Origin of the sequence: Enterococcus sp. AZ167 (assembly GCF_051714025.1) — a bacterium.
Lineage (GTDB): Bacteria > Bacillota > Bacilli > Lactobacillales > Enterococcaceae > Enterococcus_D > Enterococcus_D casseliflavus.
Window position 1 is genome coordinate 1312048 of the sequence record NZ_JBIORB010000001.1, and the last position, 15297, is coordinate 1327344.

Consider the following 15297-nt stretch of genomic DNA (forward strand, 5'->3'; position numbering starts at 1 on the left):
TTTTCGTTGTCAAATCGTTAAAATCCTTGCAGAATTAAATTATCTGTTACTAAAAAGTAAAAACGTGTTGTTGAAAAAATTAGTGATTGTCCGAACTTATCTGAACAAACAAGGAGGAAAAATGATGCAAGCAGTAACCTGGCAAGGAAATCAAAAAATGGACGTTCGTCGTGTAGAAGATCCAACGATTTTAGAACCGACGGATGCGATCATCCGAATCACCGCAACTGCGATCTGCGGCTCTGATCTCCACCTTTACCACCATGGCGGCTCGGTTTTGGAAGAAGGCTATGTCGTTGGTCACGAACCAATGGGTATTGTCGAAGAAGTTGGCAGTCAAGTACAGAAACTAAAAAAAGGCGACCGCGTCGTCATCCCTTTCAATATCGGTTGCGGCCATTGCCACTTTTGTCAAAATGAAATGGAAAGTCAATGCGACAATTCTTCAGAAGATACATTGTATGGCGGCTTATTCGGTTTCGGAAAAATGAACGGCAACCACTGGGGCGGTCAAGCCGAATTCTTGCGGGTTCCTTTCGCAGATTTCACTTCGTTTATCGTACCTGAATCAACGATCCCTGATGAAAAAGTATTGTTTTTATCTGACATCTTACCTACAGCGTATTGGAGTGTCCAAAACGCTGGCGTCAAAAAGGATGATACCGTGATCGTCTTAGGCTCAGGCCCAGTTGGGTTGTTTGCCCAAAAATTTGCCGTGATGGCAGGCGCTAAGCGGGTGATTGCCGTGGACCCTGTTGCTCATCGCTTAGAAAAAGCCAGCAGCTACAATCAAGTCGAAACATTCCAATTGGATGATTTGGCTACTAGTGCTGATGAACTGTATGAGCTGACCAAAGGTGGCGCTGATGTGATCATCGACTGCGTTGGGATGGATGGTTTAGAACCCGTCAAAGAAAAAGCCAAAAACCTAGTCAGCTTGCAAAGTGGAACGATCTCACCGATCCAGATGGCCGCCAAAGCAGTCAAAAAATTTGGTACCGTCCAAATCACTGGCGTTTACATGACACCAGCTTCTTCTTATCCATTGCAAGAATTCTTTATGCGTAACATCGATGTCAAACACGGGCAAGCACCTGTGATCCATTTGATGCCAAAAATTTATGACATGATTGCAGACGGTTTGTTTGACCCGTCACAGATCATCACCCACACGATGCCTTTAGCAGATGCTGCCAAAGCGTATGACATTTTTGACAAAAAAGAAGACAAGAACATCAAAGTTGTCTTGAAACCTTAGCAAAAATAAAGGAGCAGTGATGGCACCTATGCCAAAAATCAAACGGAGTGAACATCAAGTCGATCCGGGAAAAGAAGAAGATGTGATCATCAAGGCAAGCCGCTTTCGCATCTACTTTCAAAATCGCTACATGTTGATCTCACTTACGAATGATATTTTGACGGGCTTGTTTTATATTTTCGGAAGTATCGTTTCATTAACTAGTTTGCCTGCGCTATACGGAACGATCGCCTATTTGATCGGCGGAGTCTTTTTAACCATTCGCCCACTGATTAAAATCGTTCGCCATGTCTATATCTATAATGAGCGCAATCAAGAAGGCGAGAAAGAAAAAGATGTCACCATCACCGACGATGAACGTTGATGGGACGACAACTAGAGAGGAGTTTCCTATGTTAAAAACATTTGATGGGATCGCACTGACCTTATTGATCATCGGCGGTATCAATTGGCTGCTGGTCGGCGCCTTCGAGTTTGACCTTGTCGCAGCGATCACCGGCGGCAGCACGTCGATCATTGCCCGCGTCATTTATATTCTAGTTGGGATCAGCGCCTTGTATAGCCTGAAATTCTTTCCAGCTATCGCCCGCCAACAAACCCTCGACTAAATGAAAATAAAACCTGCATCTGCGATGTCCTGACCCCAAAAAGTTAGATTTTTGGTCTAACGTTTTGAGGTCGCATCTGTGGATGCAGTTTTTTTGTCTACAATCATTGAAAAAAAACACCAGTTGTACTACTCTTGTATTTAACCTACTATTTTCGAAAAAATAAAAAGGACGTGACTCATGACCCCACCTACTAGACCCTCGCTGATACGTCGGATACTCGGTCGGATGCTTTTGCTATTGATTTTCTTATTTATTTTAAGTATTATTGGCGGAATCATTGTTTTAAATAACCTCACCATCGCAGAAAATTGGTTTGGTCTGAATGAATACCAAGTCGTTGAAACCAGACATCAGATCATTCGTTTGTTCCCCTACTTTTGGGTAGCAGGGATCCTGCTGGTCTTTTTGATCGGTCTGATCATCGGCATCAAGAAACGCAAAAAATCGCCATTCTATTGGTTATTCTCATTGCTCTTGCTGCCAGTGATTCTCTTTTGTATTGGCGTAGTTTCCACCTTTTTACCTGTAGACCGCCAACTCTTTCGAGAAGAAGCCAGTGCCAAAGAAATTATGGCGGTGCTGCCGAATCAATCCTCATTCAAGGACAAAGAGCTGCAACTGGTCAGCTATAGTTTTCACATCCGCAATGTCCCGCTAAAAAGCGGCATTTATGCAGTTGCGCGAGTGATCAATCCAAACACAGGCCTGCAAGACGAGTATTGGTATTACCCAGAAAATCTGTTGACCAAATGGAAAAAAGACGACGATACGATCGAGCTTTCGATGGAAGATACCATTGCCTTTGATGCCATCGATTGGGGCGTCATTCCCAAGATCATCAAGGATTCTGAGGCACGAGCAGCTCAGCTGGATCACTATGTTCCTGGCGTCAGCATCGTCATTTTAAACGGCTTCCAAGGCGAATGGACTTGGACCGTTGGTTTAAATGGGATTCGTAATCGCACCGAGATCAATTATGTTTATGATCTCAAAGGAAATTATCAATCCGAATGGCAATAAAACAAGCGGCACCTATCCACGTGAATAGGTGCCGCTTTTGCTTTTATCGGTTTACTGATCCAAGTCTTTGACACACCGAAACCCTAAATTATTGGCTGCCGACATCCCAGAATTACCATTTCTAGCGGCAATTCGGTATCGTTTGCAATAGGATTCGTGGCACAAAAACGAACCACCGCGAGTCGCATACAGTTGATCATCTTGTGTTTGATTCCTTGCCCAAAAGGTTTGTCCCGTCTGTTGTTGAAACTGTGTCAGCGGGATGCGGGCAGGATTGACGCACCATTCCCAGACGTTGCCGATCATTTGATACAGACCAAAACCGTTGGGCTCATACCATTTCGCTGGCGCTGTATTGGCAAAGCCATCTGCTCGCGTGTTGCTTTTTGGAAACTCTCCTTGCCAAATATTGCAATGATAGGTATTTTCTGCCAAAAATTCCCTTCCCCAAGGATATTTTTCAAAACTTGTCCCGCCTTTTGCAGCGATCTCCCACTCTGCTTCTGTCGGGAGGCGTTTTTTTGCCCATTGGCAATAGGCGATCGCATCGTTGCGAGACACCTGAACCACTGGGTGATCCATCCGCTGGGCAATCGTTGAATCAGGTCCTTCAGGATGACGCCAATCTGCGCCGCTAACCGCGTACCACCAAGCCATATTTGGTACCTTTTGACTGCGGTGTTTCGTTTGCTCACTTAAAAAATAGTGAAAAACGAACGACCAGCCAAAGCGCTCGGCTTCTGTGACATATCCTGTTGCTTCCACAAAAACTTGGAAAGCTTGGTTCGTCACCGTCGTGGCATCAATGGCAAATGCTGGGCTGTCGAGGCTGATTTGCGGTCCCTCAAGATCCTCGGCAAAGCCGTCCATCGTATTCGTGCCGATTCGATAAGTTCCTGCTGGAATCGTGGGCATCTGTTTGCCTCCTTTTTACAATAATTGATAGCCATTGTACAGATTGATCAATAACACCAGCACGATCACAGTTTGAAATACCAGTGTCACTCGCTGCGGTGACAGGACGTTGCTGGCCTTGGCGCCTAATAGTCCTCCCACGATCGCGGCTGGAATAACAAACCACAAAATTTGCAGATCATACGCACCAAAACCTGTCGAAAAAGCGATCGTCAAAATTTTTGCCAGCTGTGAGAAAAAAATCGTACAAATTGAATAAATCGTCGCCTCTTTGATCGGCATGGCAAACAGCAGCATCAATAAAGAAACATTGATGGGTCCGCCGCCGATCCCCAGCAAACTGGCTAGAAAGCCGAGAATCAAGCCACAAGCTGCATACCAGCCGACTTTTTCCAGCGCAAACCCACGCCAGTTATATTTTGTATACAAAAAAGCAAACAATAGTGTTAGCACGGTCACAAGGATTTGGATCAGCTGAACCATCTTGTCATCTCGAAAGACCAGCAATAACCGTTCAAAGGCAACATTGCCTAAAACACCGCCTAACACAGCGCCGCCAGAAACCCACAAGGCAATCGACCAATTGATTTTCCGTCCACTGGCTAATTGTCTAGCTGTCGAAACGATGGACATCGTGAAGACCGCTGTCGCCGAGTAAAAAGAGATCGCAGCAACAGAATGGGCGCCGATAAAATCGAAAATCGGTTTGATCAGCACGCCGCCCCCCATGCCCGAAACTGCCCCTACGGCATTTGCTAAGACGATCACGAGAAAATAAATCAGTCCGATCATTGTCTCACCCCTTGCAAAAGCCCCAGTATCTCATTGATTCTAGGTGTGAAGTCTTTTAACAGCTCCTGATAACCGCAAAAACCCTCACTATCCACGTACATTGCATCTTTCATTCGTTTACAGCCTCCTCGGCACATTTTTTGGAAAGGACATTGCGTACACTTCGAAGGCATGTCTTTTTTCTGGCACAAAAACTGCTGCGAACAGTCTTGAGAAAACAATTCCCGTAACGTTTGCTCTTGGATATAGCCCATGCGAAACTCATCTAATACATAAAAGTCACAAGGATAGACACTGCCGTCGGCTTCGATCACATACTGCACTTGGCAATTGCCTAGAATCCCGCAGGCAGTTACTTGCTGCCGCACCAATAGATTCAGTAAATCATCGAACAGCTTGATACTTAGGTAGCGCCCTTGCTTCAATTCCTGCAGCCAAAACGCCAACAGCTGCTGATAAAAGCCAGCAAAGCTTCTTGGTGTCAAGGCATAGTCGTTGGTTGATGTGGCATCCAAATCAGCCAAACAAGGAATGAATTGCACAAAGGCAATCTGCTCTTCCTTGAGAAAGTCAAACACACGCTGGGCTTCCTTTGCTAACGGATTTGTCAACACGCACAAGACATTGTACTCGATCTGATAGGCATCCAATAACCGCTTGGTCTGTAAAACCCTAGCAAAGGTCCCCCGCCCTTTGGCGTCTAATCGATGCCGATCGTGCGCAAGCGGATGCCCATCGATCGACAGCCCGACTAAAAAGCGATGCTCTTTCAAAAAACGACACCACTTGTCATTGATCACCATGCCGTTGGTCTGGATCGCATAGTGTACTGTCACTTGCTTTTTTTGCGCCGCAACATAAGCCGTTAGTTTTCTAAAATAACTCAGCCCCGCCATCGTCGGCTCTCCGCCTTGAAATGCCAACGTCAAATGATCGCCAGCTTCTAAGTCTACATAAATGTTTGCAATCATCTTTTCCATTACATCCTCTTTCATTTTGCCAAAGGAACGCACTTCGCGCAAGGAACTGACGTTAGCATAAAAGCAATAGGTGCAGCGCAGATTGCAAAGAGAGGATGCTGGCTTGATCAATACGGAGATGTGTTTCATGTGGAGGCCTCGATTCTTTTTTTACTTATTTAGCGTTTGTCCCGTTTCATCGGAACAAAATCAGTCGTTTCCATATAAAAACGAGTAACGCGTTGTTTCATTTTCTCGACAATTTCGGCGTATTCTTTTTCTAGCGCCAAGTTTTTGATTTCCATTGGGTCTTTTTCCAAATCATATAATTCGTCATGCTCATAAAGACGCATCACATATTTATAGTTTCCCATCTTGCACATAACTGCTTTTGTATGTTCCGGACCTTCGCTATACTGTGTCGCAAGCCGCGGCCAATACGGAGATTTCGGTCCATGCCCCAGCTCCATCGCTTGTGTCTCGCCATGAATGCGTCCGCCTTCGCAAAAAACAGCATCTTTGTGCTCTTCGGCTCCTTCGATCACAGGAACCAATGATTTTCCAAATTGTGTATAGGAAAGATCGAACTCAGCCAGTTCGGCGATCGTTGCTGGTAAATCTAGCAGTTCCGCTTGTGCTTTGGTGATTCGCGGCACACTTTCAATCGTTTTAGCAGGTTTGATGACCAATGGGACATTCGTGATCGGCTCTTCAAAACAGTTTTGGACTTTTTCAGTGATCGTGTAGTCACCAGTATAGTCTCCATGGTCACTGAAAACAATGAGGTTTGTTTCATCATAAAAGCCTGTTTCACGCAGCTTCTCTTTGATCATGCCCAGTTGATGATCAAAACGCGAAACCATTGCTAAATAGGTAGCTCGTAATTCATCAAAACGCTCTTCTGTCCAACCGTTCAAATTCTGTTTCTCATTGATGCCATACAGCATTGAGGCTTTGTTAGGAATATCTTTGATATTCGGCCGGCGTTTCGGCAGTTTCTGACGATCAATACTCGAATACCATGGATCTTCGCAAGCATAGGGTGGATGCGGGAATGAGATCGTACAATAAACGAAAAATGGTTTGTCTGTCTTTTCCTGACTGCGGCGTTCAAGATAGTCCAACGCCTTTTTCACACAATTCCAGTCCGTTTTGCCATAGCCCTCACTGTCTGGTAATTTTCCCATATAAAATGAATAATACGTATCTCCTGAAAGCATCTGGTCGTACAGCTGTTTACTGGCTTCGTTCATATCAGCAGAATGATTGACTTCACTATTTTGAGCATCCCGAGTGTTTTCGTCTACCACACCGTCATAATATTCATCACAATAGTCTGTTTTTGGTTTATCACCTGGAACCACATCATTTCTGCCGATCCAGATGACTTCATAGCCTTGATTCTTCATTTCTTTCAAAATATTGGGTTCATCTTCTCTTTGCAAATAGTGCATCGTTCGATGCCCATTGACATGTGGATAAAAACCTGTCAGAAAACTATTTCTAGAAGGCACACAGACAGGGTTTTGGCAGTAGGCATTTTCAAATGAAACCCCTTCTTCTGCCAGTTCATCAAAGTTAGGGGTGATTGATGCGGGATTCCCCATATGTGCGAGTGCGTCATTTCTCATCTGATCTGCTACGAATAAAAAGATATTTTTTTTCAACTTGTCTTTCCTCCTAACCAATGACCGTTAATAAGGTATCTTGTTTTTCAACATCTTGTTTGTCTGTTTCAACAATATCTAGGTAATCCGCCGTGTTTGAAATAATAATCGGTGTCACGATGGAATAGCCTTCTTTTTCCAATGCGTCTTTATCAAAACTCAAAAGTAATTGTCCCTTCGTTACTGAGTCTCCTTGGGCAACGGCTGGTTGGAAATACTGTCCTTTCAAATTCACTGTATCCATCCCTACATGAATCAGAACTTCAACACCATCTGCGGTCGTGATTCCCACAGCATGATTTGTCGGAAAAAGTGTTGAAACGATTCCATCTGCTGGTGCATAGACCATTCCTTCTGACGGAATGACAGCTAATCCCTTCCCTAACAATCCACTGGAAAACGCTTCGTCTTTTACTTCTTTTAGTGGGATGATCGTTCCTCTAACTGGTGTTGCTAAATCATAGAGAACAGTTTGTCCAAGTTCATGATTCAGTGTCGATGGCTCCACGTTTTTTTCCTGAGTTCCTTCACTAGTTGGTTCGTCATCACTTTTAGGATTATAGGCATAAAAGAACGTGATCAAAAATCCTAATGCAAAGGCAACGGCACTAGCTAAGGCAAACCCGATAAAGCTGTTATCAATGCCATTTTCTGGGTGAATAAATCGTGGTAAAGCGAAAATACCTGTCCCACCATTGATATAGACTCTCGTTTTGAACAATCCCATGATTCCTCCTGCAACAGCGACTGCGATGGAGGTAGTATAAAATGCTTTTTTCCTTGGTAAGGTTACCCCATACAGTGCCGGCTCCGTGATACCAAAGATTGCCGAAAGAAAAGCAGGGAAGGCAATTTCTTTTAATTTTTTGTTTCTAGTTTTCAAAAAGATTGCGAGGGTGACTCCCGCCATCGCCACAGGTGTTGCCAGACCAGCCATCATCACGACATCGTACCCTAGTGTGGCATAGTTGTTCAAAGCGATCGGCACAAAGCCCCAATGCAGGCCAAACATAATGAAGACTTGCCAAAATCCACCGATAACAATACCCGCGATAATCGGACTAAACTCGTAAGCAGCTGACAATGCTTGCCCTAATAATAATCCTGCCCAAGTAGTAATCGGTCCAACGATTAGAAAGACTAATGGCACTGTGATGATCAAGGTCAGAAAAGAAACAAAGAAACTCCGCACTGCTCGTGGAATCAATAAAGAAAAGAAAGCTTCTAGTTTTGATGCCAAATAAGTAGCTGCAATAATCGGGATCACGCTTGAAGTATAGCTCATCAATATAACAGGGATTCCAAGAAAAGTAATATAGATTGGAGATTCTAAGACAGAACCTGCAAATAAGGTATACATCGCTTCGCTTCCGCCATTTGCTGCTACGATCGTCGGATAAACTAATGCTGCCCCGATCGCCATTCCGATAAAGGGTTTACCCCCAAATTTTTTCGAAGCAGTGTACCCTAGAAAGAGTGGGAAGAAATAAAACAATCCATCCCCTGTCGCATTTAAAATCAAATACGTCCCTGATGCTTTATCCAGCACTTCAAATGTTGTCAATAAAGCAAGTAACCCTTTGATCATCCCTGCTGCCATCAAGACATTGATGATCGGTGTAAAAATACCAGCGACAATATCGATAAATCGGTTTAAAATACCTTTTGGTTCTTCCTCTTGCCCAGAAGTTTCTTCCGTATTCATATCGATCATGTCCGTAAATTCTTTGTAAACTTCTCCTACGTGATTTCCGATAACTACTTGATATTGTCCCCCACTTTGGACGACGGTGACAACCCCCGGCAAATTTTTGATCGTTTGGGTCTGGGCTTTTGATTCATCTTTAAGTTTAAACCGAAGACGGGTAATACAATGCGTCAATCCAGCAATGTTTTCTTTTCCGCCGATATTCTTTAAAATTTGTTCATTCAATTCTTGGTATTGCATCTCATTCATTCCTTTCTCTACTATACAACCAATAAAAAAGGCAAGACCAAACAACACTACATTTCTTGTAGCCTTGTCAAGTCTTGCCTGCTTTACCAGTAACACCTTGAATTATTGATCGATCAATTTTTGTACATGAAGCGTTAAATACAATTGTTCATCGTCATATAATGTTTTATTTAAATATTCGCCAATCAAACGGGTGGTTTCATAGGCTTTAGGATATTTATCAATCACGTGGACTAACAGAGGATTCCCGACGCCTTCAACGATTTCCTTGTTTTCAATCCGTTTAAAAAAGAATCTCAAATGGGTGACGAAGCGATCGAAAGCTAAACTATTCTCATCAATGTGCACACGATTGTGAATACGAATAAGTGAAATAATGTCTTTGATTTTTTGTGTCAGCAATTCGATATCTTCCATCTTCTCTGAATCGTCATTGATTTGCGCATTAATAAAATGCATGGCGATATTACTGATCTCTGCCTCATTTAGGGAGAATTGCGTTTTGCTTTCAATCAATCGAACCGCATGCTCTCCTACTGCATACTCGTTGGGATAGAAACGCTTGATTTCCCAAGTCAAGCGATTGTTGATGCTGATCCCTTCTTCTTTCAAGCGAATCAAATTATAGATGTGATCCGTCAAAGAGATGTAAATGGAATCACTTAATTGGTAGGAAATGACTTGCTTTCCATAACGGATAATATCATCCGCAAGAGACGCATATTGGATTGGAATATTCTCTAGCAATTCCATCAAACGATCAGAGGATTTCTTATGAAGCACAAACACTTTTTCAATTTTTGATTCATCGGCGGTTTGTCCTGGTTTCATTTTGAAGCCAAGGCCGGTACCGATCCAGATAAAATCTTTGCCATCTTGTCCGACCAAAACTGCATTGTTGTTTAAGATTTTTTTGATCTTCAAGACGCTTCTCACCTCCTTAAAATGAAAAAAGGCGATACCTTAATACATGTGTAGGATCCATACACACGTAAAAAGGTATAGCCTGCATTATCAGTAACTACCCATTTGATTGCCTTTACTATACTATTTTTCTAGAAACGTTGCAAGCGTTTTATTGATTTTTCTTTTTTTTTGCTTCGTTTCAAATAGACACGGATCAGCCTTTCTCCAAACTGCTCACTGATCCAACAACCGGCTTTGCCCTTCGATTTTTTGGATCTTTGTAATGTCTTGCGTGACTTCTAGACAACCTAAATAGATGCCTGCTTCATTTTTTAATGCAAAGTAGCGAATATAGATTTTACGGCCCCGCATATCGATCCAAAATTCTGCTGTCTCCCTGGTACCCGCTCGAAAATCATCCAAAATCTGTTGCACGAGATGCATGCTTTTCGGTGGATGGCAGTTGACGACTTCACGACCTAAAACCGAATTCGTTCGTGGAAAGACGCGACTCTTGCCTTCTGAATAAAAGCGCACCCGCTCTTCACTATCTACAAAGGTCAAGTCCACTGGCAACGTTTGAAAAATGGCCACCAATTGCTCAAATTGCAGATTACCAGTAGGCAATGAAACGGTCGGCTGTTCAGCAATTTGCGGCGAATCTTCCGGTTCTGTGACTTGAAAGTCATTGAATCCTAAACCGGCTGCGATGCCAGCGGTTGTTTCTTGGGCTTGTTTGATCGCCGCTTGCCGTGCGGGTTCTGCCGCCAGTTCCTTTTCAAGGGATTCTTGGCTCGGTTTCCAAGGAAGCGGTTCTGGGATAAAGGCAAAGCCGATGTCAAAACTGTCAGCCGCAATTTGTTCCCAATCTTTAAGACTGAAGACATCCAGCGTCATGGGCACCATGATTTCTTCTTCTTTGAAAATCATCTCTTCGATCTCGTTTTTGACTGCTTCCCATTGGACAGCAATTGGATTATAGGCAGCTTTTTCGGATGCCAAAAGCTCATTGAGCGCTTTGATCATAACCCGAATATCATCATCAACACCCCACATCACTTTTGGCGGCGCAGTGATGCCGTACTTCTCCATGTAAGAAAAAATCAACGTTTCTTTTCGCGCATAGTGTTTGTCAATCTGCATTAAATCATTGCAGGCAGCTTGTAGACGCTTTTTAGGCGTCCAATCACCGGTTTTGATTTTGGCTAAGAGGCTGTCGATCTCATCGGTCAACAAGGATTGCAGGACTTGGTTCTCCAATTTAAGGGTATGAACAGGATGGCCTGGTTGCCCATATTCTTCATTGGAGTCATGGATCTCATTGATCGATCCTTTGAAAACAGCAGCATGAATATTGCACAAACGCTGAATCTCAGAAGGGTCCAACCCCGTTTGGATCAAAGCTTTTTCAGCAGCAGTGATCTCCGTCACATCCACACCATCAAATTCTTCGTTAAACAAGCGTTTAGCCTCTTCAAAGGAACCGCCTTGGTGAAGCAAACTCAGTATTTCGACGATCCGTTCTTGTCTTTGACTGTTAGTTTTCATTTCGTCGCTCCTTTCACAAGAAACCCTTGCTTTTCGAAAGCGAGACAAACCATTTCCAAGGGGATCTTCTTCATCTGAGCACCTTTGGGTATCGTCATATAACGTCCAGCAATTTGCAGCATCCCTGGTTGATTGATCGCCGTAAACCCTAGTTGACTCATGATTTCTTGTATTTCAGGGTATTGTGCCACAAGTTCATAGAGCGTTTTTGACAGATCGATTTCTTTCATAGTAAGGTCTTCCTTTCAGTGAGAATGATTCTCAATAAGATATCCTTAGTATAAATCATTTTGTTCAAAAATACACGAACTGCCGCAAACATTCATCAATCGATCATTTTTTTCTAAGATTGTCGGTAACGGCACACCACTTTTTCCAACAAATCGATACTGGCAAAAAGCAGATAGCCCATCAAAGCAATCAGGAGGATACCCGAAAGCATTTGTGGGTAGTCCATTTTTGACCACGCACTTAAGATCAGATAGCCGACACCATACGTCGTGTTATAATTTTCGGCAAAAAAGAGGGAAGCCAACGCGATCCCGATACTGACCCGCACACTGGCAAAAAGCGCGGGCATGAGCGCGGGCAAAATAACGAAGCGCAAGACATGGCGCCATTGGTTGGTATAATTTTTCATGACCTGAAAATACGCTGGTGGGATCTTCGTGACTGCATCACGAATCGAGACGATCACTTGAATGACGATCACCGCAAAAATCAAGAGAATTTTTGAGAGATTGCCTAAGCCAAAGAAAATCATAAAGACGGGTAAAAACGCAACTTTAGGAATCGGATATAAAAAGTAAAGCAGTGGACCAAGCAGCCGATCCACTCTTTGGGATCGCCCAATCAAGATTCCTAACGGCACCCCGACTAGCAACGCCCCACTCAACGCCGCAAATACCCGCAGCAAACTGGCACCTGCGTGGATCAGTAAGACTTCTCGCAGTGCCCAAAAACGTTCGGCCGTTTCTAAAGGATTAGGCAGTGAGCGATTGTTGGTCACCCAGCTTACGCCCCACCAAACCACGACAAACGAACAGAAGCCCCAAGCAAAAGATTTGATGGGTTTCATTGCCTCGCCTCCCTCATTTGTTCTTTCAACTGCAAGACGACTTCATAAAAAGCCAACGAATCTCGTTCCTGCTGGCTGCCGTAAAATGGATTACTGATCGGCGTAACGCCCTGATCTTTTAGCAGCAAAATCGTCTGCCCCAAAAACACTGCCTCTTCTGGATCGTGGGTCACCACGATCAAGCTGTTTTGTCTGCGCTGCTGTTGGGCAGCGATCATGGCTTGGGCGTTTGCTTTGGTTTCTTGGTCCAGCGAAGCAGTCGGCTCATCCAATAATAAAACATCGGGCTGTGTGATCAGCCCCCGCCCCATGGCGGCCCGCTGTTTTTGACCGCCGCTAAGCTGATGCGGATAGCGGTCCTGCACCTGCGTCAATCCCAACTCAGCCAAACAGCTGGCGACCCGTTTTTTACGGCGCTCACTAGGGGTTTGATTGATAATCAGCGGCATTTCCAGTGCTTGGTAGACTGTTTGCCAAGGAAACAAATGCAGTTCTTGGAAAACGACCTCGATGTTGTCAGGGGAACAGCCTTGGTAAGTGATCGTGCCCGATTGCGGTCGCTGCAACCCTTTGATCAAGGATAAAAGCGTGCTTTTGCCAATCCCCGATTCTCCCAGCAGCACATAAGTCGCGCCTTGTTCAAAACAAAACGAAAGGTTTTTAAAAATGGCGGTGTCTCCATAGGTAAAGGAAACGGAATCGAATAGAATACTCATCAGAGAATAAACTTCTTTCTTCAAATTATTTGTGTTGGTTTTCACATTTTATGCTATACTATTTTTTGCGTGATTGACAAGAAAGGATGGTTTATGATGTTTCAGACCCTCGTATTTCATGAAATACGTCCCGAAGCAGAACTTTATGATCAGGTCCGCCCGATCAAAGTCGCAGACGGGTATCAAGATGCCTTGCCTCTGCCCTTATTCAATAGCACTTCTCATTTTAAACAACAAATCGACTTTTTGAAAGCAGAAAATTACCATACGTTGACCCTTGCAGAAGTCAAAGATTTTTATTTCCAGCAGCAGCCGCTACCAGAAAAATCCGTGTTGCTGACCTTTGACGACTGCTATCAATCGATGAAAGAATATGCCTACCCACTGTTGAAAGAAGCTGGTTTCAAGGCAACAGCCTTTGTCGTGACTGGCTGGCTTTTTGATGCCCCTCAGCCTTACGAGCCAGAAGTTTCGCGGACATTGAGCGGCTCCGAATTAGCCGAAATGAGCGATGTCTTCGAGTATGCCAACCATACCGATCATTTTCACGAACGCAAGGACCAGCAAGGGCGTTCAATGTGGGAAACACCAGCAGCCTTTGCGCAAGACTTACGAAGCTGCAATCAGCACGTGGCCATCAAGGATGTTTTTGCCTATCCCTTTGGTTTTTATGATCCGCAGACGATCGCTACCTTGGAAAAGGAAGGCTTTGTTCTAGCATTTACCACCAAACCAGGTATCAACACGGCACAAACCAAGCCAATGGAACTCCATCGGGCAGTCATCCCGTTCTCACTACCAATGGCTGCTTTTGAACAACGATTTAGAAACGAGGAAATGAACCAATGAAAAAAACGATTTTAGCAAGTATCCTAGCACTATTCGCTGTTGGCGCTGCCGCATGCGGTAACACTGGCGAAACAGCAAGTACCAGCAATTCCAGCACTAGCAGTACAGAAGCTGCGGTCACAGATCAACCATTGACGATCGGGGTGTTACCAGCTGAATCAGCGATTCCGATCATTCTAGCAAAAGAAGAAGGCTTTTTCGAAAAGCAAGGATTGACTGTGGAACTCAAATCCTTCACTTCCCCGAATGACCGCAATGTGGCGGTGCAGGCAGGCGAGCTGGATGGTACCATCAGCGATGTCATGACAGAAGCGACCTTTAAGCAAAACGGCATCGATATGACGATCACTTCTGATATTTTGGAAAACTTCAAGATTCTCGCTTCACCGAATTCAGGGATCACTGAGATGAAAGGGTTAGCGGATAAAAAAATCACCCTTGTACCGAATTTCATTTTAGAATACATCATGGACCAATTTGCACAGGAAAATGATTTTACCTATGACATCGTGGATATCGCTTCTTTTTCTGCCCGTTCCGAAGCATTGCTCAATGACCAAGTCGATGGCGCTGTTTATACGGAACCGCAAGCCAGCATGTTGGCTGCCCAAGGGGCGATTGTTTTAGGCAGCTCTAAAGATGCTGGCATCAAAGGCGGCACACTGCAATTTATGGACGAAGTTATCCAAAATCGCCCGCAAGACCTAAAAGCATTCTACACTGCTTACAACGAAGCCATCGATTACATGAATGCTCATTCAGCAAAAGACTATGCCGACATCTTGGCAGACTATCAATTTCCCGATGCTATGAGTACTTACTTAGACAGCCAGGAAGACTATCCGTATGCCCAGGCAGTGCCGCAAGAGCAATTCGACGCAATCATTGCTTGGACGAAAGACAAGGGTCAAATCGACCAAGCGTATTCTTACAACGAGTTGACCAATTTCGATTTTTTACCCGCTGACGAATAAGAAACAACAAAAAAGACGCATTTGCGTCTTTTTTTGTTGTTTCACTT

Annotated in this window: 16 protein-coding genes; 6 read left to right on the top strand and 10 right to left on the bottom strand. The window is 44.1% G+C overall.

Translation table 11 applies throughout. The annotated features are described in order from the left end of the window. The first annotated feature begins 124 nt into the window (after nucleotides 1–124). From IGJ05_RS06120 to IGJ05_RS06135, 4 genes are all read left to right on the top strand, one after another. Nucleotides 125–1258 carry an alcohol dehydrogenase catalytic domain-containing protein gene (locus IGJ05_RS06120; RefSeq protein ID WP_060791802.1) on the top strand — a complete coding sequence of 378 codons (1134 nt, stop codon included), beginning with the start codon at nucleotides 125–127 and terminating at the stop codon, nucleotides 1256–1258. A gap of 19 nt (nucleotides 1259–1277) precedes the next feature. Continuing rightward, nucleotides 1278–1622, top strand: coding sequence for a YrhK family protein (locus IGJ05_RS06125; RefSeq protein WP_010747755.1), 345 nt, complete (start codon nucleotides 1278–1280; stop codon nucleotides 1620–1622). 28 nt (nucleotides 1623–1650) lie between these two features. Next, entirely contained in the window at nucleotides 1651–1866 is a 216-nt protein-coding gene (locus IGJ05_RS06130; protein ID WP_008379021.1) for a DUF378 domain-containing protein, read from the top strand. Nucleotides 1867–2046: 180 nt separating this feature from the next. After that, on the top strand, nucleotides 2047–2889 hold the full coding sequence (locus tag IGJ05_RS06135; protein ID WP_010747754.1) for a hypothetical protein: 843 nt from the start codon (nucleotides 2047–2049) through the stop codon (nucleotides 2887–2889). Between the two features lie 51 nt (nucleotides 2890–2940). On the opposite strand, the gene IGJ05_RS06140 is transcribed toward IGJ05_RS06135, so the two are convergent. The 10 genes from IGJ05_RS06140 to IGJ05_RS06185 form a co-directional block, all read right to left on the bottom strand. Next, nucleotides 2941–3804, bottom strand: coding sequence for a formylglycine-generating enzyme family protein (locus tag IGJ05_RS06140; RefSeq protein ID WP_010747753.1), 864 nt, complete (start codon nucleotides 3802–3804; stop codon nucleotides 2941–2943). Between the two features lie 15 nt (nucleotides 3805–3819). After that, complete coding sequence (locus IGJ05_RS06145; protein WP_010747752.1) at nucleotides 3820–4596, bottom strand: sulfite exporter TauE/SafE family protein; 777 nt, start codon at nucleotides 4594–4596, stop codon at nucleotides 3820–3822. Further along, the gene (locus IGJ05_RS06150; protein ID WP_010747751.1) at nucleotides 4593–5705 is read right to left on the bottom strand and encodes a radical SAM/SPASM domain-containing protein; all 1113 of its coding nucleotides are present in this window, start codon (nucleotides 5703–5705) and stop codon (nucleotides 4593–4595) included. The genes IGJ05_RS06145 and IGJ05_RS06150 overlap by 4 nt, the downstream gene beginning before the upstream one ends. Before the next feature lie 29 nt (nucleotides 5706–5734). Beyond that, nucleotides 5735–7222: a sulfatase-like hydrolase/transferase gene (locus IGJ05_RS06155; protein WP_010747750.1), complete on the bottom strand. Its 1488-nt coding sequence runs from the start codon at nucleotides 7220–7222 to the stop codon at nucleotides 5735–5737. A gap of 13 nt (nucleotides 7223–7235) precedes the next feature. Further along, nucleotides 7236–9170 (bottom strand): beta-glucoside-specific PTS transporter subunit IIABC, encoded by a 1935-nt coding sequence (locus IGJ05_RS06160; protein ID WP_010747749.1) that lies wholly within the window; start codon nucleotides 9168–9170, stop codon nucleotides 7236–7238. A gap of 111 nt (nucleotides 9171–9281) precedes the next feature. Further along, entirely contained in the window at nucleotides 9282–10103 is an 822-nt protein-coding gene (locus IGJ05_RS06165) for a PRD domain-containing protein (RefSeq protein ID WP_010747748.1), read from the bottom strand. Nucleotides 10104–10319: 216 nt separating this feature from the next. After that, entirely contained in the window at nucleotides 10320–11633 is a 1314-nt protein-coding gene (locus IGJ05_RS06170; RefSeq protein ID WP_010747747.1) for a DUF438 domain-containing protein, read from the bottom strand. After that, on the bottom strand, nucleotides 11630–11863 hold the full coding sequence (locus tag IGJ05_RS06175; protein WP_262119114.1) for a DUF1858 domain-containing protein: 234 nt from the start codon (nucleotides 11861–11863) through the stop codon (nucleotides 11630–11632). The genes IGJ05_RS06170 and IGJ05_RS06175 overlap by 4 nt, the downstream gene beginning before the upstream one ends. 113 nt (nucleotides 11864–11976) lie before the next feature. Further along, on the bottom strand, nucleotides 11977–12711 hold the full coding sequence (locus IGJ05_RS06180; protein ID WP_010747745.1) for an ABC transporter permease: 735 nt from the start codon (nucleotides 12709–12711) through the stop codon (nucleotides 11977–11979). After that, nucleotides 12708–13427 (bottom strand): ABC transporter ATP-binding protein, encoded by a 720-nt coding sequence (locus IGJ05_RS06185; RefSeq protein WP_010747744.1) that lies wholly within the window; start codon nucleotides 13425–13427, stop codon nucleotides 12708–12710. Before IGJ05_RS06185 ends, IGJ05_RS06180 begins: the two co-directional genes overlap by 4 nt. 96 nt (nucleotides 13428–13523) lie before the next feature. On the opposite strand from IGJ05_RS06185, the gene IGJ05_RS06190 reads away from it, so the two are divergent. Further along, nucleotides 13524–14276 (top strand): polysaccharide deacetylase family protein, encoded by a 753-nt coding sequence (locus tag IGJ05_RS06190; RefSeq protein ID WP_010747743.1) that lies wholly within the window; start codon nucleotides 13524–13526, stop codon nucleotides 14274–14276. After that, the gene (locus IGJ05_RS06195) at nucleotides 14273–15250 is read left to right on the top strand and encodes an ABC transporter substrate-binding protein (protein ID WP_010747742.1); all 978 of its coding nucleotides are present in this window, start codon (nucleotides 14273–14275) and stop codon (nucleotides 15248–15250) included. The genes IGJ05_RS06190 and IGJ05_RS06195 overlap by 4 nt, the downstream gene beginning before the upstream one ends. Nucleotides 15251–15297 lie beyond the last annotated feature (47 nt).